Below are 20865 nucleotides of genomic sequence, written 5' to 3' on the forward strand. Positions count from 1 at the left end.
CCGGCCATTGGATCCGGCCTGGATAGCAACATCGACTTCGGTCACCCACGATACTGGTCACGAACATGGGCCCACCCAGCGCGAAACCCCCGCTCCAGCAACTGGAGCGGGGGTTTCGCGCACTCATGCCGACCTCGACCTCGTTCCGAAGTCACCGAGCGGTATATTTCCGCACGGGGGCGAGTCGGGAAGAGACGAACCTCTTTGGTCGACCCCGAAGGAAAGCATGAAGATTCGATCCACAGTAGTTTTGTTCGCAACTGCTGCAATGCTCGGTAGCGCGGGAGTGTTCTCCCCCATCTCCGACGCGGCACCGTCGACATCTATCGAACCGATTTCGCGGCTCATCGACGGTGCCTCTGAGGGCTATGCACTGTCTTACTGGACCATCGACGACCATGGCCGTACCGCGCGTGCCCGCGGACAGGTGTATCTCCCCTCCGGCACGCCGCCACCAGGCGGGTGGCCGATTGTGTCGTGGGCCAAAGGCACAGTGGGCGTTGGCGATTCATGCGCCATGAGCACGGCTCTGGAAGACGGGACTGCCGAGGATCCGATGGCCGTCGAACTGTCGAAGCCCCTGATCACCAACTTGCTCCGTCGCGGTACCGCGATAGTGTCGACGGACTACATCGGACTCGGAACATCGGGTGCCCACCACTATTTGAACAGTGTTTCGGCGGCGAATGCCGTCACCGACGTCGTCGACGCAGCAGCCGACAGACTCCCCGAACTGTCGCGCACCTGGGTCGCCGCCGGGCACTCTCAAGGAGGTGCGGCCGCACTCACCACCGGAGCTCGTGTCGGCGTCTACGGAGCACCGTCGGACTTTCGCGGAGTGGTGTCGTTCGCACCGTCGTCGAACCTCGAGGTCCTTCTGCCACTGCTGTCTCCCACCACACCCCGGATCGCACAACTCGACAACGTCACGGCCACCCTGATCTACATACTTTACGGACTCCGAGACTCCCGGCCCGATATCGATGTGGACGGCTACCTCAGCGATCTGGGACGCACCTACGTTGCGCAGGCAGAAGACAACTGTATAGGCGCACTGAGGGAAAAAGTGACCGGTATCTCTCCGCAACAGCTTCTTGCCCGGCCGCTGTCGGACTCTGCGATGGCCTCGGCTATCCGCGAGTACTTATCGGTGCCGACCACCGGCTACACCCGGCCGGTAGTGATCGAACAAGGACTGGCCGACACGGTCGTGCCGCCGGCAGCAACGACAGCCTTTGCTGCTGAACTGCTGGCACGTGGCGTGCGCGAGGTCACCTATCTGCCCGTGCCCGACGCAACCCACTATGACGTTGTTGCCGCTACCGTCGACGACGCCGGGGCGCGGATACTCGCAATGCTGCACTGACCCTGGCGTGATCCCACGGGCGAATCAGCGCGGCAGCTGCTGCCCATGCAGCGCGAAACCCCCGCCTGAGCACGAAGCTGGGGCGGGGGTTTCGGAGCCTTGCGTTCAATAGTTCCTTGGGCTCAGTCATTTTCAAGGCTCAGTCGTTTTCAGGGCTCAGTCGTTTTCAAGGCTCAGTCGTTTTCAGGGCTCAGTCGTTTTCAGGGCTCAGTCGTTTTCAGGGCTCAGTCGTTTTCAGGGAAGCCGAGGTTGATGCCACCGTGGCTCGGATCGAGCCACCGACTGGTGACAGCTTTACCTCGGGTGAAGAAGTGCACGCCTTCCATGCCGTGGGCGTGGGTGTCACCGAACAGACTGTTCTTCCAACCACCGAAGCTGTAGTACGCCATCGGAACCGGGATCGGGACGTTGATGCCGATCATGCCGACCTCGACCTCGTTCTGGAATCGCCGTGCCGCACCGCCGTCGTTGGTGAAGATCGCGGTGCCGTTGCCGTACTGATTCGAGTTGATGAGCTCGAGTGCCTCGTCGTAGGTATCGACACGGACCACCGAAAGCACCGGTCCGAAGATCTCGTCGGTGTAGATGCTCATGTCGGTGGTGACGTTGTCGATCAGCGTCGGGCCGAGCCAGAAGCCGTCGGCTCCCCCGTTTGCCTCGACCGTACGGCCGTCGACGACGATGGTCGCACCGGCGGCTTCTCCGGCATCGACGTACGAGGCAACCTTGTCGCGATGCGCCTTGGTCACCAGCGGCCCCATATCGGCACCCTGGGTTCCGTCGCCCGTGACCAGCGGTGTGGTGCGTTCGACGATCTTCGCGACCAGTTCGTCGGCGATGTTCCCGACGGCGACCAGCGCGGAGATGGCCATGCAACGCTCACCGGCAGATCCGAAGCCGGCGTTGACCATCGCGTCGGCCGCGAGATCCAGATCAGCGTCGGGAAGAACGATCGCATGGTTCTTCGCGCCGCCTAGAGCCTGGACGCGCTTACCGTTCGAGGTGCCGGTGGAATAGACGTACTGAGCGATAGGGGTCGATCCGACGAAGCTGATCGACTTGATCGACTTGTTCTCGAGCAATTCGTCGACCGAGACCTTGTCGCCCTGGAGCACGTTGAAGACACCGGGAGGTAGGCCGGCTTCTTCCCAGAGCGCGGCGATCCACAGTGACGCCGTCGGATCCTTCTCGCTGGGCTTGAGAACGACGGTGTTGCCTGCCGCAATGGCGATGGGGAAGAACCACATCGGAACCATCGCCGGAAAATTGAACGGACTGATGATGCCGACGGGTCCGAGAGGCTGCCGAATCGAGTAGATATCGACCTTCGTCGACGCGTTCTCGGTGAAGCCACCCTTGAGCAGATGGGGAATGCCACAGGCGAATTCGACGACCTCCTGGCCGCGACTGATCTCACCGAGTGCGTCCGAGAGAACCTTGCCGTGCTCGGCTGTGATGATCTCGGCGAGTTCGCCCTTCTTGGCGTTGAGCAATTCCCGGAACTTGAAGACGATCGCGGTTCGCTTGGCGAGCGAGGTGTCTCGCCAGGCCGGGAATGCGGCTGCGGCAGAGGTGATGACCGCGCGGGCATCCTCGATGGTGGCCAGCGCAACCTGGCCGGTGACCTGCCCGGTAGCGGGGTTGGTGACCGGAGCGGTTCGGTCGGACGTGCCGGCGAACGGCTTCCCGTCCACCCAGTGTGCAATAACGTTGTCAGTCATGATGTGTCCCTAGGTAAGTGAAAGATCAGGAGTTCTCGGAGACGTACTTCCGAATGGTGTCGAGCTGATAGCGCGAGACCTCGTGAGCGTTTTCGTTCTCGGCAAACACACTCGAGACCATGACGGTGTCTCGGTCGTAGAAGCCGAGCTTGCCGAGACCGCCGAAGAACTGGTCCCAATCGACATCGCCGTCACCGATCTTGAGGTGCTGATGCACGCGCACGGCGTTGCCCGGAGGATTGGTGATGTACCGAAGCCCGTGCGAGCGATGATGATCCATCGTGTCGGCCACGTGCACCAGTCGCACCATGTCGCCCGCCGCGTCCATGATCGTGTCGAGATCGCCGCCCATGTGGAACTGGTGACATGCCACGATCACCATGCCGATGTTCTTCGAATTGATTCCGCGAATGGTACGAACCGCCGCCAGACCGTCTTCGACGAAATCGTCGGGATGCGGATCGATCAGTACATCGAGACCTTCTCGTTCGATGATCGGAACCAGTTCCTCCATCGACCGATAGAATGCCCGCTCGGATTCCTCGGGCTTCTCGGGGCGGCCGCTGAACTCGGTGTTCATGGTCGACACACCGAGGTCGACGGTGATCTGAATCGCGCGCTTCCAGTACCGAACTGCGGCCTCACGCGCATCCTCGTCGGGACCGGACCACCGCAGCACCGGAAGCACGGATGCAATACCGACACCGGCGTCGGAACACGCCTTCTTGAACTTGGCGACGAGGTCGTCGTCGGCTTTGGGATGGTTGAAGAAAGGAATCATGTCCGCATGCGGCGTCAACTGCAGCCACTCGTACCCGAGATCGGCCACGACACCGGGCAATTCGAGCAGCGAATAGTCGTGATGGAACGGGGTCGGATCGAGAGCGATCTTCATTCGCCTCACGCGCCCGGGATCGAGGAACGCGCGACCATATCCACCGCCACGGGAGAACCCGACTCGAGCGACTTCACCCCGGCTTCACACACCGCGGCTGCTGCGTAGCCATCCCATGCGCCCGGACCGTCGACGTAGTTGCCCGTCTCGGCACCGGTGCGCGCTGCGTTCACCCACCGTTGAATTTCGGTGTCGTACGCCTGCCCGAAGCGCTCTTTGAACGACGGTGTGATCGTGCCGCCCCAGGTTCCGGGTGCGGACTTGCGCACCAGACCCACGTCCAGACCGATCATGGCACTCCCGCGCTCGGCCACGACCTCTGTCCTGACCTCGTACGCGATACCGGTGGTGACGAACACCTCCGCGTCGACGTGCCGGCCGGTCTCGGTCGTGAAGATGGCGATCTGTGGATCCTTCAGTTCCGCCGGCGCATTCGCGTTGGCCGACGGTGTGATGATCTGCACCGTCGTAATCTCCTCGTCGAGCAGAAAGCGGGTGACGTCGACCTCGTGCACGAGCGAATCCTTGACCATCATCGCGCTGTCGAAATGAGGCGGCACAGCCGGGTTTCGATGTGCGCAGTGCACGACGAGCGGCCGACCGATGTCTCCGGAGTCGATCAGTGCCTTCAGGTCCGCATACTCGTGGTCGAAGCGGCGCATGAATCCGACCTGGATGAGTTTCTTGCCCAGTTCGGCCTCCGCCTTCACCACTGCGAGCGAGGTTTCGACGTCCGTGGTCAACGGCTTCTCGCACATGACCGGCTTACCGTACTCGAGGCACGCGAGCAGCTGCTTCTCGTGCGTCGGACCGGGGGTCGCGAGCAACACGGCATCGACCTCGGGATCGGCGATGGCATCGATCGGGTCATTGACGACCCGAGCACCGGGGATGGACGCGGCGAGCTCTTCGGCCTTTTCGGTGAAGTAGTCGTTGACGACGGCAACGCGTGCACCGGCGATCTTCGAGGAGATGCGAGCGACGTGGTCGGCACCCATCATGCCGACCCCGAGGACGGCGATGCGCAGTTCGTTGGTCATGAGAAAAGTCTCCTTGCGGGTATCAGCTGAACTGGATGGACGGGATCCCGCAGGAGCCCAGGTACTTACGAGTGCGCTGTGCGATCGGCAGCGGGTAGTCCGGCTCGCACGGGTACATGTCCTGCTCGACGATCGCGAAGATGTCTGCGGTGAGCTTGCCTGCATCGGCCAGCCGCTCGATGGTCGACAGCAGTGGCGGCATATCCGGAATACCCAAGGGCGGTTCGGTCATCGCGCCGAGTTTGCAGGCCTCACCGAACGGCAGATCCTCGGCCTCGACTCGGGCGCGGACGGCTTCGTCGACCTGCTTGAGGTGCAGATACCCGATGCGCTCCGGGGCTCGCTCGATGATGGCGATGTTGTCGCCGCCGCAGTAGCTGATGTGACCGGTGTCGAGGCAGAGGTTGACGAACTCACTCGAGGTGCCGTCGAGGAAGCGGTACACGTTCTCCTCGGTGTCGACGTGACTGTCCGCATGCGGGTGGTACTGCGCCTTGACCCCGTACTGCTCGAACATGCGCTTGCCGAGTTCGTTCATGCCTTCGGTCTTCTTGCGCCACTGTTCGGTGGTGAGCGTGCGATCCTCGAGCACGGCTCCGGTGGACGGGTCACGCCACATCTCGGGGATCACGACGACATGTTTTCCGCCCACTGCCGCAGTGAGTTTTGCGACGTCTTCGATCTGGGTCCACACCGCATCCCAGGCATCGTCCTGGTGCAGATGCTCGAAAACGGTCCCGGCCGAGAGCTTCAGGTTGTGCGCTGCGAGCTCGTCGGACAGCTGCTGAGGATCGGTCGGCAGATATCCGAACGGGCCGAGCTCGATCCACTCGTAGCCCGATCCGGAGACCTCGTCGAGGAACCGGCCGTAGGGGGTCTGCTGGGGGTCCTCCGGGAACCAGACGCCCCACGAATCGGGTGCCGATCCAACGCGAATAATGCTCATAAGGTGATTCCTTTCGAGATGTGCTGAATGTTCTGGGGTGACTACTGGCCGGACGGACGCAGGAACGGCCGCTGGATCTTCTTCCACTTCTGGTACGTCTCGTATGCGCTACGCGTCGAGTCGAGCGTCGAGGCCGCGCTGACCGGCACATCCCACCAGGATTCGGAATCCGGTGCAGCGATGAGCGGGTCGGTTTCGACGTGGATGACGGTGGTCGTCTCGCTCGCCTTGGCCGCCTTCACCGCGTCCGTGAACTCGTTGCCGTTGTCGACCCGAACGACGTCGACGCCGAGGCTTGCCGCGTTCGCGGCGAGGTCGACGGGCAGGATGCCACCGTCCAGGCGACCCTTCCACAGCCCCGTCGCTTCGCTCGCCCCGTCGTCGCTGCGGTAGCGGTAGTCGGTGCCGAATCGCTGCGATCCGAGGGACTCCGACAGCGAGCCGATGGATGCGAAGCCGTGGTTCTGCACCAGGATCATGATGACCTTGACGCCTTCCTGCACGGCGGTGACCAGTTCGGTCGCCATCATGAGGTACGAGCCGTCGCCGACCATGATGAACACGTCACGGTCGGGCTCGGCCATCTTCGCGCCGATCCCGCCTGCCACCTCGTATCCCATGCACGAGAAGCCGTACTCGACGTGATATCCCTTCGCATCCCTTGTGCGCCAAAGCTTGTGCAGATCACCAGGCATGGAGCCGGCCGCACACACCACGACGTCGCGGGGGTCGGACAAGGTATTCGCGAGACCGATGACCTGATTCTGATTCAGCGGTGCGGACGAATCCTCGATGGCGTAGACCGACGTGACCGTCTCGTCCCACGCCTGGGCGAGCTCGGTGACTCTGGTGCGATAATCGCCGGACACCGTGAAGTCGCCGAGGGCCTCGGCCAGCGCGCCGAGCGCCTCGCGGGCGTCCGCGACGACGGAGACACCGCCCTGCTTCACCGAGTCGATCGAGGCCACGTTGATGTTGACGAACTTGACGTCGGGGTTGGTGAACGCGGTGCGCGAGGCAGTGGTGAAATCGCTGTACCGCGTACCGATTCCGATCACGACGTCAGCTTCGGTGGCGAGCGCGTTGGCGGCCGTCGTGCCGGTGGAACCGACGGCACCGACCGATTGCGGATGGTCGTACGGCAACGATCCTTTGCCCGCCTGGCTCTGCCCGACGGGAATCCCCGTCGCTGCACAGAACGATGCCAAGGCGTCCGTGGCTCGCGAATAGATCACTCCGCCGCCGGCGACGATCAGCGGCTTCCGCGCGCTGCGAATCACCTCGGCCGCCCGCGCGACGGCGGACTTCTCCGGGACAGGCCGAGCCACATGCCACGTGCGGGGAGCAAAAAACGATTCCGGCCAGTCGAATGCTTCGGCCTGCACGTCCTGCGGGATGGCCACCGTCGCCGCGCCCGTCTCGACCGGATCGGTGAGCACACGCATCGCACCGAGCAGAGCGCTCGGCAGCTGTTCCGGACGCCACACCCGGTCGAAGTAACGCGACAGGGGCTTGAATGCATCGTTGACCGTGACGTCGCCGCTCGACGGAAGCTCGAGCTCCTGCAGCACCGGAGCACTGGCCCGGGTCGCGAAAGTGTCTGCCGGGAGCAGCAATACGGGAAGGCGGTTGATGGTGGCCAGAGCAGCGCCGGTCAGCATGTTGGTCGCGCCGGGACCGACGCTGGCCGTGACTGCCCAGGCTTGCAGACGGTCCTTCTGGCGTGCATAGGCCACAGCGCTGTGCACCATGGCTTGTTCGTTGCGTCCGAGAACGTACGGCAGCTCCGGTTCGGTACCGGCTTCGACGGCGTCGATCTCGGCTTGGAGCAATGCCTGGCCGAGGCCCGCGACATTTCCGTGACCGAAGATGCCGAAGGCTCCCGCGAAGAACTTGCTGCGGACGCCGTCGCGCTCGACGAACTGGTTGGCCAGAAACTTCACTACGGCCTGGGAGACAGTCAGACGCTCTGTCGGTTCTGCGTTGTCGTTCTTGCTCGCCGAGATCGGCGCTGTGGACACCACAGTCATGCTCCTGTCGGTGCGGTGTGAAGGGGAAGGCGGGGGTCGACCGGCTGATCGGTCCAGCTGCCGCGAATCCACGTGTGTTCGGGATCGTCGACGATGTTCCAGGCTCGCTGGACGCCCGGTCCGGCCATGACGTTCAGGTAGTACATGTGATAGCCGGGGGCGGCAACGGACGGACCGTGGTAACCGTGTGGCACGAGGACCACATCTCCGGTTCGTACCTCTTCGAGCACCTCGATCGGTCGCTGCGGTGTGCCGTAGACCCGGTGGTAGCCGAAACCTGCTGCGCCCTGCGGCCCGTCGGCGATCTCGAAGTAGTAGATCTCCTCGAGCGCCGACTCGTTCGCGGTGTTCTCGTCGTGCTTGTGTCCCGGATAGGAGGACCAGTTGCCGCCCGGGGTGATGACCTCGCACGCGATGAGCGAATCGGCCTCGAACGTGTCCGCGGTACCGAAGTTGTGGACCTGCCGGCTGCAGTTGCCCGCGCCGCGCAGTTCGACCGAAATATCCGATGCGGGCACGTATCGGAAAGGAAGCTCGTTCTTCGCCCGTGCGGCGCAGAGGGCGAAGCGGCCACCGTCTGCGCTGGCCACCGAGTACGCCGAATCTTTTCCGACATAAGCGAAATCGGACGGGCCGTCGAAGACCGAGGCACGGCCGGCGAGCTCGAACGTGGTGTCACCGCTGGTGACCGAGGCCGATCCTGCCAGCGGGAGCACCATGATCTCGTCCATACCGGAATTCAAGTCGACCGAACCACCGGCAGAGAGGGTGAAGGTCCACAGACTCGATTCGGTCCACCCTGCGCTTTCGGGCGTGACGACGACGTCGAAACCGTCCGCACTGCCGTCACCGGCAGCGATGTAGTACTCGGAGTTCATGTTTCACCTCACCATGTCGACGGCGGTACCGACAGCAGCTTCGACGTTTCCATCCGGCGGGTAGAGCAACGTGCGGCCGACGATCAAGCCCCGAACTGCGGGAATCTCGAGCGCGCGGGCCCAACTGGCATACGTCTCCTCCGGCGCAGTCTGCGGGTCGCCGCCGAGGAGCAGCGTCGGGAACGTCGTGGCATCCATGACGCGTTCCATCTCGGGTACCACGGGAAGCTTCATCCACGTGTGGGCCGAGCTGGATCCGAGGCCTTGCGTGATGTGAATCGATTTGATGACCGCGTCCGCACTCAGATCGTTCTTGACGCGACCTTCGACCCGGCGCGAGAGGAACGGCTCCACCATGGCGATGAGGTTCGCCGCGGACAATTCGTCGATTGCCTGCGCGCACGCCGTCATCGTGGCCAGAGTGCCCGGATCGTCGAGTGCGATCCGGGTGAGCATCTTCGCGCCGTTCATCCGCGCCTTGGCCGTGGAAGCGGCTGTGGCACCGGTCATTCGGTCGTCCAACTCGAACGAGGCACCGGCCAAGCCACCGCGATTCATAGACGAGAAGATCACCTTGTCTTCGAGCGCTCCGAGCAGCACGAGGTCGTCCAGGATGTCGGCAGAGCCGAGGACACCGTCCACGCCGGGGTTGGCGAGCGCGGTGCGCAGCCGGTCCAGCAGTTCGGTGCGGCTGTTCATGGCGGTCATGTCCGAGCCCACCGACAGCGCTCCCCGTGCCGGATGGTCGGCGGCAACGATCATCAGTCGGCCGTTGCCGCGGATGGTCGGGCGAGTGACTCGCGTGGCCCAGGCACGTTCGATGGCCTGCGGGTCGGTGGCGCGAATTGCGGTGACCTCGGCGTAAGTGGCGGCCGCGGGTGCGGCGCTCAAGGTGGTCTCAGACATTGACAGCCTCCGTAGCGGTTCGTTCTGCGAGTAGTGCAACTTCGGTGGCGGTGGGCATTGCCGTCGAGCATTCGAGGCGCGACGCCACGATCGCTCCGGCGGCGTTGCCGTAGCGCAGAATTTTCTCCAGGGGCCAACCGGCGAGCAAGCCATGGCACAGGGATCCGCCGAAGCTGTCTCCCGCCCCGAGACCGTTGACCACATCGACGAAATTCGGCGGCACGGTGACTGTCTGCGTCTTGGTCTTGCCCAGAACACCTTTCGGGCCCATCTTGACTATGGCCAGCGAGACTCCGAGGTCGAGAAGCGCGTCGGCCGCCTTGTGCGGGTCGGTCTCGCCGACAGCAACCTGACACTCTTCCTTGTTTCCGACGGCAACGGTGACATGCTCGAGGGCCCGGCGCACCTGCTCCGTTGCGGCTGCGGGCGAATCCCAGAACATCGGCCGGTAGTCGAGGTCGAGCACGGTCAGCGGCGCTCGATCTCGAGCCTCCCATGCAGCGAAATGCGCGCTGCGGCTGGGCTCTTCGGACAAGCCGGTGACTGTCGACCAGTACAGACGCGCGCTACGGACGGCGTCGACGTCGATGTTCTCCGCACGAATCTGCAGATCGGGTGCCGACGGCTTTCGGTAGAAGTACAGCGGAAAGTCGTCGGGCGGGAAGATCTCGCAGAAGGTCACCGGAGTCGCGAACTGATGGTCGGTGACGACGAATCGGTTGTCGACGCCCAGCCGGGCCAACTCCGCGGCCACGTAACGACCGAAGGGGTCGTCGCCGACGCCGGAGATCAACGCCGAGCGGCAGCCCAGCCGCGCGGCAGCAACGGTGACATTCGCGGCGCTACCGCCCAGGAACTTTCCGAAGGTGTCGACCTGTTCGAGACCGACACCGGTCTGCAGGGGGTAGATATCGACACCGCTTCGCCCGATGGCGAGGACGTCGAAGGCCGCGGTGTACGCGTCGGCTGAGGTGGTCACGATCGACTCCATTGGTGTGAGGTGTTCGTTTTCGGTGAGGGGCTTCCACACGTTCTTCGGTGCGTCCACTGTGCGTGAGCTCACATACAAATGTCAATAGTTTGTCCTGACATTCTTACTTCCGGTCAAGTGATGTTATCCATCCCCTAGACTTCGTACAAACCGGTGCCTCATCGCGCCCACCGACAGACGGGAGAGACCAGTGACCACGTCGAACACAGCGGCACCTGGAACCGAGGCGGCGCAACTGTCCGTCGAACTCAACCGGTCCAGTCCGGTCCCCCTCTACTTTCAACTGGCCCAAGCGATCGAATCCGCAATCTTGCAGGGCATCCTCGCGCCGGGGGAACGATTCGAGAACGAACTGGCACTGGCCAAGCGGCTGAGCCTGTCCCGTCCCACCACCCGCCGAGCGATCCAGGAACTGGTCGACAAAGGGCTACTCGTGCGCAAACGTGGTGTCGGAACACAGGTGGTTCAGAGTCCGGTCCACCGACCGGTCGAGCTCACCAGCCTGTTCGACGACCTCGCCCGCGCCGGGCAGAACCCGACGACCCGCCTACTCGACTATCAGGTCGGTCCGCCGACCCGCGACGTCGCACAGGAATTGAACATCGCCGATACGACGGACGTCGTCACCATCCGCAGGCTCCGCAGTACCAACGGTGAGCCACTCGCCGTCATGGTCAATTATCTGCCGAGTGAGATCGCCCCGGAGCCGGACGAGCTCGAATCCCAGGGCCTGTACTCCTCGCTGCGTACACGAGGAGTACACATCAGGCTCGCACGTCAACGCATCGGTGCCCGAGCGGCCGATCGCGAAGAGGCCGCCCTGCTCGACGAAAAATTCAAGGCACCGCTGCTGACCATGAACCGCACCGCATTCGACGATTCGGGACGCGTCGTCGAATTCGGAGCGCACGTGTATCGCGCTTCGCGGTATTACTTCGACACCACCCTGGTCGATCGCTGAACGGCTGAGCCACTTACACACCGCGGGAAACCGCTCGGTCAGAGAGTCCTGTCGACCGCGACGGTGCCGCCGCCGCGGTGCATCGAGGTGATCAACGCCCGCGCCACCAGGCTCGCCTGTAGGCCGTCTCGCGCTGACGCCAGCGTGGACGTACGCCCTTCTGCGATCGAATCGATCCACTCGCGCAGCTGGAGTCGATAGGCGTCGGCAAAGCGAGGGACCCAGTCCCGTGCATACGAATAGCTGTGCCGCAGAGCATGATCGGTCACCGTCCGAATCGGTTCCGCCAGACGGCTCGCGCCCTCTTCGCCGATCACCTCACAGCGGATGTCGTACCCGTAGCCGGCGTTGAGGAACAATTCCACGGTCGTCAGGACGCCGCTTTCGGTGCGCAACAACATGAACTGTGGATCGCGGCGGTGGCCGATCCGCGTGCTCGCACGAGTGGTGTGCCAGCTGACCTCGACCACCGGGGAGTCGAGCAACCACGGCACCGTATCGAGTTCGTGGATGGCAGAACCGGTGATACTGGCCTCCGAATCGCCGCCGGGCCCCGAGGTGACCGTTCGACTCGAGCAATGCACGATCAACGGCTCTCCCACTGCGCGCGAGGTCACGGTGTGCCTCAACTCGACGTATCCTGGATCGAAGCGGCGCATGAATCCCACTGTGAGCAGTGGAATTCCGCCCGATATCGCGGCCTCGTGGGCTCGCACCACTCGTACGCATTCGTCGACGGTCACTGCGAGCGGCTTCTCGCACAGAACAGGCTTGCGCGCCTCGATACAGGCAAGCACGAGATCCGCGTGGGTGGAGTCGTGGGAGGCGACGACGACGGCGTCGACGTCGGTCCGGGAGATCAAGCCGTACGGGTCGGTGAGGCCATCCGCACCGACCTCGGCGGCCAAGCCCGCCGCGCGGGAGGCGTCGACGTCCGCTACGGCCGTGACAGTCGCACCCGACACAACCGAATGCAGATTCCGGATGTGGTCTGCGCCCATCACCCCGGCACCGATCACTCCTACACGCACGCTCATGGGCCCTCGCCATCACTGTTGATGAAATATCCGAATGTCCGGACATATGCACAACAGTCGATACTAGGGTGTTCGAGATGACTTCGACCACAGAATTGCTACTTCCGCCCTCACGCGTCGCTCCGCCCACCGATGCGCCTGCACTCCGATGGGGCATCCTGGGGCCTGGCTGGATCGCTGCTCGATTCGCAGAAGCGTTGCGTAACCATACTTCTCAGAACATTTCGGCCGTGGCCTCCAGAAACGCACAGCGGGGCGCGACGTTCGCGGCCGACTGGGGGATTCCGTCCGTGTACGGCAACTACGACGAACTCGTCTCGAGTTCCGAGGTCGATGTCGTGTACATCGCCACCCCGCACACCTCCCATTTCGAGCACGCGACCCTGGCGCTCGAGGCCGGAAAGCACGTGGTGGTGGAAAAACCCCTCGCTCTCGACGCCCGGCAGGCTCACTCCATCGCCGAGATCGCCCGCTCCAAGAGCCTGTTCGCAATGGAGGCCATGTGGTCCGCCTTTCTGCCGAAATTCGACGTGATGGATCAGGTCTTGTCTCAGGGGATGCTCGGTGAGATCGGAACCGTTCTGGCAGACCACGGCGAGCACTTCGAGACCGATCACCGCATCTACGACCCGGCACTCGCCGGCGGTCCGTTACTCGACCTGGGGACATACGCGGTCTATTTCGCACAGATGGCCTTGGGTCCTCCCACCACCGTCACTGCAGTAGGACAGCAGGCCAACTCGGAGCTGAACGGTCAGATCTCCGCGATCCTGACATCGCCTACAGGCGCTCACGCCGTTCTCAACACCACCATCCTGGTAGACACACCGAACCTCGCCGCAGTGTGCGGAAGTTCAGGAATGCTCAGCACGGAGGGCGTTTTCTACCGACCGGGGAACTTCACCGTGTCCCTGCGCGACGGAAGATCGGCTCGATTCGTCGATGACGTCAGCGGTTACCCCGCGGGACTTGCCTACGAGGCCGCGGAGGCAGCCCGCCGAATCACCAATGGTGAGCTCGAAAGCCCCTGTCACACAATGTCCGACACCATCTCGACCCTCGACACCCTCGACGAACTGCGGCGCGTGCTGGGGATCGATTTTCCCTCCTGATCTCCCGTCGACGGAATGTTGTGCGGTCCTAATGTCTGGACAAACTATTGACTTTCAGGTGTGACGGGTATTACATCCCCTAAGGCAGTTCGCCCGACCCGACATCAGCGGGTCGTCTGGTCATCGAGAGGATGTTTGGAAAATGACGTCTCGTCTGGGTTCGGTAACGCATAGGTCCCCAAAGAACCTGGGGCGCAAAACCATCACGATGGCGATCGGGGTCACGTTGGCGGCATCGGTCGCGGCGTGCTCGTCCTCGGGCGGCGCGCAGGACTCGTCCGACAGTGGCAGCGGTGCAGGGACGGCCGACACCCCGAAGGCGACCATCGCCATGATCACCCACGAGGTTCCCGGAGACACGTTCTGGGACCTGATCCGAAAGGGTGCCGAAGCTGCAGCGGCGAAGGACAACATCGAGCTGCGGTATTCGTCCGACCCCGAGGCACCCAATCAGGCGAACCTGGTGCAGAGCGCGATCGACTCGAAGGTCGACGGCATCGCGGTCACTCTGGCCAAGCCCGACGCAATGGCCCCGTCCGTCGAGGCCGCTGATGCAGCCGGAATCCCTGTGGTGGCCTTCAACTCCGGGTTCGACTCCTGGAAGGACATGGGCGTCGGACAGTACTTCGGGCAGGACGAGACCATCGCCGGTCAGGCCGCAGGCGCTCGTCTGACCGCGGACGGCGCGAAGAAGACCCTGTGCATCATTCAGGAACAGGGGCAGGTTGCGCTCGAATCACGGTGCGCCGGCGTCAAGAGCGGATTCACCGGTGGTAGCACCGAGATCCTCAACGTCAACAGCAAGGACATGCCCTCGGTAGAGGCAACCATCACCGCAAAGTTGCAGCAGGACCCCGCCATCGATCATATCGTCGCGCTCGGTGCGCCGATCGCGCTGACCGCAGTGCAGTCCAAGGCCAACGCCGGTAGCAACGCCACCGTCGTCACCTTCGACACCAACGCCGCACTCGTCGATGCACTCCAGTCCGGTGATGTCGCGTGGGCGATCGATCAGCAGCCGTACCTGCAGGGGTACCTGGCTGTCGACTCACTGTGGCTCTACCTCAACAACGGCAACACCATCGGCGGCGGCACCCCGGTACTGACCGGACCCGCGTTCATCGACCAGTCCAATATCGACGCCATCGCCGAGTACGCCCAGAACGGCACTCGCTGAACCCGACGCTCACCGGCATGCGATTTTCGCTGCCGGTGAGCGTCGTACCAGTAGGGAAGGAACACCATGTCCACGCAGGCCGACCTGGATCTGTCCAAACACACCGTCGTCGTCGATGAACGAGTGAAGAAGCAAAAGCCGTTGCAGCGGTTGTTGATTCGCCCGGAAATCGGTGCACTGTTCGGCGCAATCATCATCTTCGTATTCTTCTGCATCGTTGCCCCTCCATTCCGCTCCCCCGAGGCCCTCGCCACCGTCCTCTACGCGTCCTCGACGATCGGCATCATGGCCATCGGTGTGTCGCTGTTGATGATCGGCGGCGAGTTCGACCTGTCGACCGGAGTCGCGGTCACCTTCTCTTCGATCATGGCCTCGATGATCGCCTACAACCTGCACCTCAACGTATGGATCGGATCCGCGCTGGCATTGGTGCTGGCGCTGGGGGTCGGATTCCTCAACGGGTGGCTGGTGATGACGACGAAGATTCCGTCGTTCCTGATCACTCTGGCGAGCTTCTTGATGCTCACCGGAATCAATCTTGCGGTCACCAAGTTGGTGACCGGACAGGTAGCAACACAGTCGATCTCGGATATGGATGGATTCCATTCCGCCAAAGCGGTGTTCTCGTCGTCGTTCTCGCTGTTCGGAATCTCCATCCGCATCACCGTCGTGTGGTGGATCGTCTTCACTCTCGCGGCCACCTGGGTGTTGATGAAAACCCGTATAGGCAACTGGATCTTCGCCGTCGGCGGCAACCAGGACTCCGCCCGCGCGATCGGTGTTCCGGTGACCAAGGTCAAGATCGGTTTGTTCATGTTCGTCGGCTTCTGCGCCTGGTTCGTCGGCATGCACCTGCTGTTCGCGTTCAACACCGTCCAGTCCGGCCAAGGTGTCGGCAACGAGTTCCTCTACATCATCGCCGCGGTCATCGGCGGGTGCCTGCTCACCGGCGGATTCGGCACTGCCATCGGCGCTTTCATCGGTGCCTTCATCTTCGGCATGGCCAACCAGGGCATCGTCTACGCCGGCTGGAACCCCGACTGGTTCAAGTTCTTCCTCGGCGCGATGCTGCTGTTCGCCGTCATCGCCAACAACTCGTTCCGCACCTACGCCGCGAAGAGGTAAATCATGACCGTTCACGCCGATACCCCTATCGAATCCGAACCCGCGGGCGGGGGAAAAACGCCTCTCATCGAACTGAAGAACGTGGGAAAGAGCTACGGCAACATCATCGCTCTGCAGGGCATCGACCTACGCGTGGGTGCCGGTGAAGTCACCGGAGTCCTCGGCGACAACGGAGCCGGTAAGTCCACCCTGATCAAGATCATGGCCGGCCTGCATCAGCAGAGCGAAGGAGAACTGCTTGTCGACGGTAAGGCGACCACGTTCGCCTCCCCCAAGGACGCGCTGAACCAGGGCATAGCGACGGTCTACCAAGATCTCGCCGTTGTCGCCCTCATGCCGGTGTGGCGCAACTTCTTTCTCGGCCAGGAGCTTCGCAAAGGCTCGGTGTTCAAGTCCCTCGACACCAACGCCATGCGGGCGACGACCGTAGAAGAACTGCACAAGATGGGCATCGATCTTCCCGACGTCGATGCCCCCATCGGCTCGCTCTCGGGCGGCCAGCGCCAGTGCGTCGCCATCGCTCGCGCAATCTTTTTCGGTGCTCGTGTTCTGATCCTCGACGAGCCCACCGCAGCCCTCGGCGTCAAGCAATCGGGAATGGTGCTTCGCTACATCTCCGCGGCCAAGGAACAAGGCTTCGGCGTTGTCTTCATCACCCACAATCCCCACCACGCGTACATGGTCGGCGATCACTTCGTCCTGCTCAACCGTGGACGCCAAAAGCTCGACTGCAGCTACGAGGACATCTCGCTCGACGACCTCACCAAGGAAATGGCGGGCGGCGACGAACTCGACACCCTCACCCACGAACTTCGCCGATAGGTCGGGTTCGCTACCCACATGCTGTATCGGGCCGGTCCCATCGGACCGGCCCGCACACCCTTCGAAAAGGAGTCTTCTTGTGCGATCCACCCGGTCTGTTCGTGTCGGTGTAGCTGGTTTCGGGTGGATGGGGCGGGTGCACACGCAGGCGTATTCTCGCCTGAATCAACACTATCCAGATCTGAGGCTGCGCCCCGAGTTGGCGATGGTCGCGGACGAGCTCGAAGGCCGAGCGGACGACGCAGCCGATCAGTTCGGCTTCGCGGCGGCAACCACCGATTGGCACGAGATCCAGTCCGACCCGACGATCGAAGCCGTCTCGATCACCGCGCCCAACTTCCTGCATCGATCGATCGGAACCGCGATGGTCGAAGCGGGAAAACACATCTGGATCGAAAAGCCGGTCGGCCTGACCGCGGACGATGCGCGCGCTGTCGCACTCGCGGCCGACAAGGCGGGCGTGCAGACGGCCGTCGGATTCAATTACCGCAATGCCCCGGCGGTCGAGGAAGCCAAGGCCCTCGTCGAATCCGGTGAACTCGGAACGATCACCCATGCCAGATTCCGATTCTTCAGCGACTACGCCGCACACCCAAACGGCGCATTGAGCTGGCGGTTCGAGCGCGCTCGCGGCGGGAACGGCGTACTCGGCGATCTCGCCTCGCACGGAGCCGATTTGGTCTACTACCTCCTGGGCGACATCGAGTCCCTGGTGGCAGACACCGCGATCTTCGTTCCCGAACGAACGAAGCCGAGCGGCTCCACCACCGGACACGCTCTTGCTGCCGGAGGTGAACGCGGGGCCGTCGAGAACGAGGACTTCGTCAGCAGCCAACTCCGCCTGCACAGCGGAGCGCGCGTCGTTCTGGAGGCAAGTCGTGTGGCCGTCGGCGATCAGAACGCATACGGGTTCGAGATTCACGGCACCAAAGGTGCTGTCTCATGGGACTTCCGGCGGCTCGGTGAACTCTCTCTCAGCACAGGAGACCGATACCAGGATCAACCCGCATCGACCGTCTTCGTCGGGCCCTCCCACGGCGAGTACGGCGCATTCCAACCCGGTTCGGCGTCCTCGATGGGGTACGACGACCTCAAGGTCATCGAGGCCATGCGCTTCTTCAAGTCCATCGGAGACGGAAAGCCCTGCGGCGCAACGCTACGAGACGCCGTCCGTAGCGCCGGGGTACTCGATGCCATGTCCGAATCCGTGGCCTCGGGTCGGTGGGTCAGCCCCGGCTCGTGAGATTCACAGGCGCACGACTCGAGGGACTGCGGGGTCACACCGCCTCGGCGGGACTTTCGCCACCCTCGGTTCCCACGGGTTCGATCCGCACGGGCACGTTCTTGTGCCACGGATTACCGAAGAACTTGTCGCGACGGGTCACCGACGTCAGGGTGTTCAGCGGTACACCGACAACCTCGTCGCCGCTCTCCGACGGATAGGACACTCCCATTCCGTTGGGCAGTGACACGTGCCCTGCCTGCATCATCTGGCTCACCTCGACCGTCGTCGTGGCGGTTCCGGTCTCGGTCGTCAATCGCACCACATCACCGCTGGCCACCCCCAATGCGGATGCATCGGCAGGACAGATACGCAGCGATCCTTCCTTGTCCCTGCGTCTCCACTCGGGATTTCGGATGATGACATTCGCGGTGAAGGCGCGTCGCTCTCCGGCCGACAGGATGAACGGGTACGCAGCGCTGGTGTAGCACGGCTCTTCCTTGTCGAGGAGCCGAATCTCGTCCACGAGCTCGGGAATGTAGACGTGAATCTTTTTGTCCTCGTGGCGGATGTATTTCCACGCATCCTCGTAGCGATCGTCGGTGAAAGTGACTCCCTGGGGGTTGTCCACGATGGCATCGAACAATTGCTCACCTTGGGCGGCACCCTCTCCGGTGAATCCGGCCCGCCGTGCAGCATCGGGGTTGGCTATGCACGCCAGCTGCGCCATACCCCAGATCATGGCTTTCGCCTCCTCGCCTTCGGCGAAGGTGGATCCCAGTGTGCGGTAGAGAATGTACGGCAGCAGGCCGGCCAGTTCGGGACGCTGCTCCATCGTGGAGAAGAGGACCAGGTTGAAGGCGGCGCGACCGATCAGTGCAGCCGATCGCAATTCCGAAAGAAGCTTGCTGTCGACGGAACCGAGACGATCGATCAGTCCGGCGTAGATGAACGGTTCGGATCGGGTACCCGGCTTCGCGGGCATCAGGGGGTTTCGAAGCTGGAAGGTGTTGTGCGGAAAGTGCAGTGTGAACATCGATGCCTCGTACTTCTCGAACTGGCTCGACGCCGGAAGCACGTAGTCGGCCTCCCGAGCGGTTTCCGTGAGTGCGACGTCGACCACGACCGTCAGGTCGAGACTCCTCATCGCACGGCGAAAGCGGCCCGAATCAGCCAACGAGTGAAGGGGATTCGACGAGTCGATCCACATTGCCCGGAGCCTGTCCGGGTGCTCGGTCAAGATCTCGTCGGCGATGGAATTCGCCGGAATGAGGCCGGACACGATACGCGCGCCGGTGACGGGCGTGTAGCCCTCCTGCGCAGGGTTACCGAGAACGTTGGCGATCGGTTGCGCAACGGCAGCCCCGGAGGATAGGAAGAAGATCTTCAACGACATCCGGGCGCCACGTTCCATCAGCGAACTGCCGACACTCTTCCCGCTCACTTTCGCAGCCAACCAACGCATCACACCGGCACCGCTTCGCATCGCCTGCAACCCGACGGTGCGCCGTACGGTGTCGAAACGTGGTGTCGAATCCGGCGGAACGGGAAACCATGTTCCAGCGATCGGGAACATCCAGGAATGCATATGCATGCCACCAGGTTTCGCAAAGTTGCCGGTGAGTACCCACATCAGTTTCTGCAAGTAGGCATTGACGGTGGCATTCGGTGACTGTTGGATCCCGAGGTCCTCGTAGGTCGACACGCTCTCGGCTCGGCCGATGCGTCGGGCCGCGTCGCGAATGGTCTCTTCGGGCACACCGCAGCGCCTCGCGTAGTCAGCGATGTCGATCTCGCGCAGCAGTGTCAACACCTCCTCTACCCCTACTGCATTCGCTTTCAACCATTCCGATGCGATCAGGTCTTCCTGAACGAGAGTTGCATCGAGTGCAGCCAAGCACCAGGCATCCGTGCCGGGCTTGACCTGCAGGTGGTAATCGGCCATCGCCGCAGTCTCACTCTTGCGCGGGTCGATGACGATCATCGATCGTTCAGGGTCGCGAGCGATCTCCTTGAGCGTGGGCCTTGCCCGCGCCATCCCGTGCGACTGCCACGGGTTCTTGCCCACGAAGACCGACACTTCCGCGTTCTCGAAGTCACCCGAGGTGTGACTGCCGTACAGCTCGGTGTCGACAAAACCCTCTCCCGTCTTCTCCTGAGCCAGCGCATTCGAGGTGTAGCGCGCGCCGACCGCATGGAAGAGCGATCGACCGTAGGAGCCGCCGAGGTGATTGCCCTGGCCACCACCACCGTAGAAGAAGATGCTCTCGCCGCCGTGCTCCGCACCCACCGTGCGAAGCCGAGCCGCGATCTCGTCCAGCGCAGTCTCCCAATCGATCTGCTCGTACGTACCGTCCGCGCGTCGACGCAGCGGAGTGTCGAGCCGATGCGGACCGTTCTGATAGCTGTCGAGTCGCAGCGGTTTTTCGCAGGTGTACCCCTGAGAGCCTGGATGATCCTTGTCCCCTCGGATCTTGAGCAGTCGACCGTCGTCTACCTTGACTTCGATACCGCAATTGCACTCGCAGAGAATGCACGCGTTCTTCTTCCACGTGTCTGCGGACTGATTGGTGTCGATCATGAATGCACCCAGATTCTATGTTGACCGAGATTGACCTGTCGTTTCCGGAACGTAT

17 protein-coding genes are annotated in these 20865 nt (G+C 62.8%); 7 read left to right on the forward strand and 10 right to left on the reverse strand.

The genetic code is table 11. The features are described 5' to 3' along the window. Nucleotides 1-226 precede the first annotated feature (226 nt). A complete protein-coding gene (locus RHODMAR_RS23910) occupies nt 227-1366 on the forward strand; it encodes an alpha/beta hydrolase family protein (RefSeq protein ID WP_008719843.1) in 1140 nt (379 codons plus the stop codon). A gap of 224 nt (nt 1367-1590) precedes the next feature. On the opposite strand, the gene RHODMAR_RS23915 is transcribed toward RHODMAR_RS23910, so the two are convergent. From RHODMAR_RS23915 to iolC, 8 genes are read right to left on the reverse strand one after another with little or no spacing between them, the layout of a single operon-like run. Beyond that, nucleotides 1591-3087: a CoA-acylating methylmalonate-semialdehyde dehydrogenase gene (locus tag RHODMAR_RS23915; RefSeq protein ID WP_008719845.1), complete on the reverse strand. Its 1497-nt coding sequence runs from the start codon at nt 3085-3087 to the stop codon at nt 1591-1593. A 25-nt stretch (nt 3088-3112) separates the two neighbouring features. Next, nucleotides 3113-3982, reverse strand: a complete 870-nt coding sequence (locus tag RHODMAR_RS23920; protein WP_008719846.1) for a sugar phosphate isomerase/epimerase family protein — start codon at nt 3980-3982, stop codon at nt 3113-3115. A 5-nt stretch (nt 3983-3987) separates the two neighbouring features. Then, nucleotides 3988-5022: a Gfo/Idh/MocA family protein gene (locus RHODMAR_RS23925; protein ID WP_008719849.1), complete on the reverse strand. Its 1035-nt coding sequence runs from the start codon at nt 5020-5022 to the stop codon at nt 3988-3990. A gap of 22 nt (nt 5023-5044) precedes the next feature. Beyond that, nucleotides 5045-5968: a sugar phosphate isomerase/epimerase family protein gene (locus tag RHODMAR_RS23930; RefSeq protein WP_008719852.1), complete on the reverse strand. Its 924-nt coding sequence runs from the start codon at nt 5966-5968 to the stop codon at nt 5045-5047. A 41-nt stretch (nt 5969-6009) separates the two neighbouring features. Beyond that, a complete protein-coding gene (gene iolD / locus RHODMAR_RS23935; RefSeq protein ID WP_198289529.1) occupies nt 6010-7998 on the reverse strand; it encodes a 3D-(3,5/4)-trihydroxycyclohexane-1,2-dione acylhydrolase (decyclizing) in 1989 nt (662 codons plus the stop codon). Next, on the reverse strand, nt 7995-8876 hold the full coding sequence (iolB, locus tag RHODMAR_RS23940; protein ID WP_008719858.1) for a 5-deoxy-glucuronate isomerase: 882 nt from the start codon (nt 8874-8876) through the stop codon (nt 7995-7997). The genes iolD and iolB overlap by 4 nt, the downstream gene beginning before the upstream one ends. A 3-nt stretch (nt 8877-8879) precedes the next feature. Continuing rightward, nucleotides 8880-9782, reverse strand: a complete 903-nt coding sequence (locus RHODMAR_RS23945; protein ID WP_008719859.1) for a Cgl0159 family (beta/alpha)8-fold protein — start codon at nt 9780-9782, stop codon at nt 8880-8882. Then, nucleotides 9775-10773, reverse strand: a complete 999-nt coding sequence (iolC, locus tag RHODMAR_RS23950) for a 5-dehydro-2-deoxygluconokinase (RefSeq protein WP_008719862.1) — start codon at nt 10771-10773, stop codon at nt 9775-9777. Before iolC ends, RHODMAR_RS23945 begins: the two co-directional genes overlap by 8 nt. Nucleotides 10774-10963: 190 nt before the next feature. On the opposite strand from iolC, the gene RHODMAR_RS23955 reads away from it, so the two are divergent. Further along, nucleotides 10964-11734, forward strand: coding sequence for a GntR family transcriptional regulator (locus RHODMAR_RS23955; RefSeq protein ID WP_008719864.1), 771 nt, complete (start codon nt 10964-10966; stop codon nt 11732-11734). Between the two features lie 38 nt (nt 11735-11772). On the opposite strand, the gene RHODMAR_RS23960 is transcribed toward RHODMAR_RS23955, so the two are convergent. Further along, the gene (locus RHODMAR_RS23960) at nt 11773-12771 is read right to left on the reverse strand and encodes a Gfo/Idh/MocA family oxidoreductase (protein ID WP_008719866.1); all 999 of its coding nucleotides are present in this window, start codon (nt 12769-12771) and stop codon (nt 11773-11775) included. 77 nt (nt 12772-12848) lie between these two features. Between RHODMAR_RS23960 and RHODMAR_RS23965 the strand changes: the two genes are divergently transcribed. From RHODMAR_RS23965 to RHODMAR_RS23985, 5 genes are all read left to right on the forward strand, one after another. Then, nucleotides 12849-13883, forward strand: a complete 1035-nt coding sequence (locus tag RHODMAR_RS23965; protein ID WP_008719869.1) for a Gfo/Idh/MocA family protein — start codon at nt 12849-12851, stop codon at nt 13881-13883. Between the two features lie 208 nt (nt 13884-14091). Next, nucleotides 14092-15060, forward strand: a complete 969-nt coding sequence (locus RHODMAR_RS23970; protein ID WP_042940216.1) for a substrate-binding domain-containing protein — start codon at nt 14092-14094, stop codon at nt 15058-15060. A 66-nt stretch (nt 15061-15126) separates the two neighbouring features. Further along, the gene (locus RHODMAR_RS23975) at nt 15127-16185 is read left to right on the forward strand and encodes an ABC transporter permease (protein ID WP_008719875.1); all 1059 of its coding nucleotides are present in this window, start codon (nt 15127-15129) and stop codon (nt 16183-16185) included. Nucleotides 16186-16188: 3 nt separating this feature from the next. After that, a complete protein-coding gene (locus RHODMAR_RS23980; protein ID WP_008719877.1) occupies nt 16189-17007 on the forward strand; it encodes an ATP-binding cassette domain-containing protein in 819 nt (272 codons plus the stop codon). Between the two features lie 79 nt (nt 17008-17086). Then, nucleotides 17087-18250, forward strand: a complete 1164-nt coding sequence (locus RHODMAR_RS23985) for a Gfo/Idh/MocA family protein (protein WP_042940205.1) — start codon at nt 17087-17089, stop codon at nt 18248-18250. A 34-nt stretch (nt 18251-18284) separates the two neighbouring features. On the opposite strand, the gene RHODMAR_RS23990 is transcribed toward RHODMAR_RS23985, so the two are convergent. Further along, nucleotides 18285-20810, reverse strand: a complete 2526-nt coding sequence (locus tag RHODMAR_RS23990; protein WP_008719882.1) for a molybdopterin-dependent oxidoreductase — start codon at nt 20808-20810, stop codon at nt 18285-18287. Between the last annotated feature and the right edge of the window lie 55 nt (nt 20811-20865).

Origin of the sequence: Rhodococcus sp. AW25M09 (assembly GCF_000333955.1) — a bacterium.
Classification (GTDB): Bacteria; Actinomycetota; Actinomycetes; order Mycobacteriales; family Mycobacteriaceae; genus Rhodococcoides.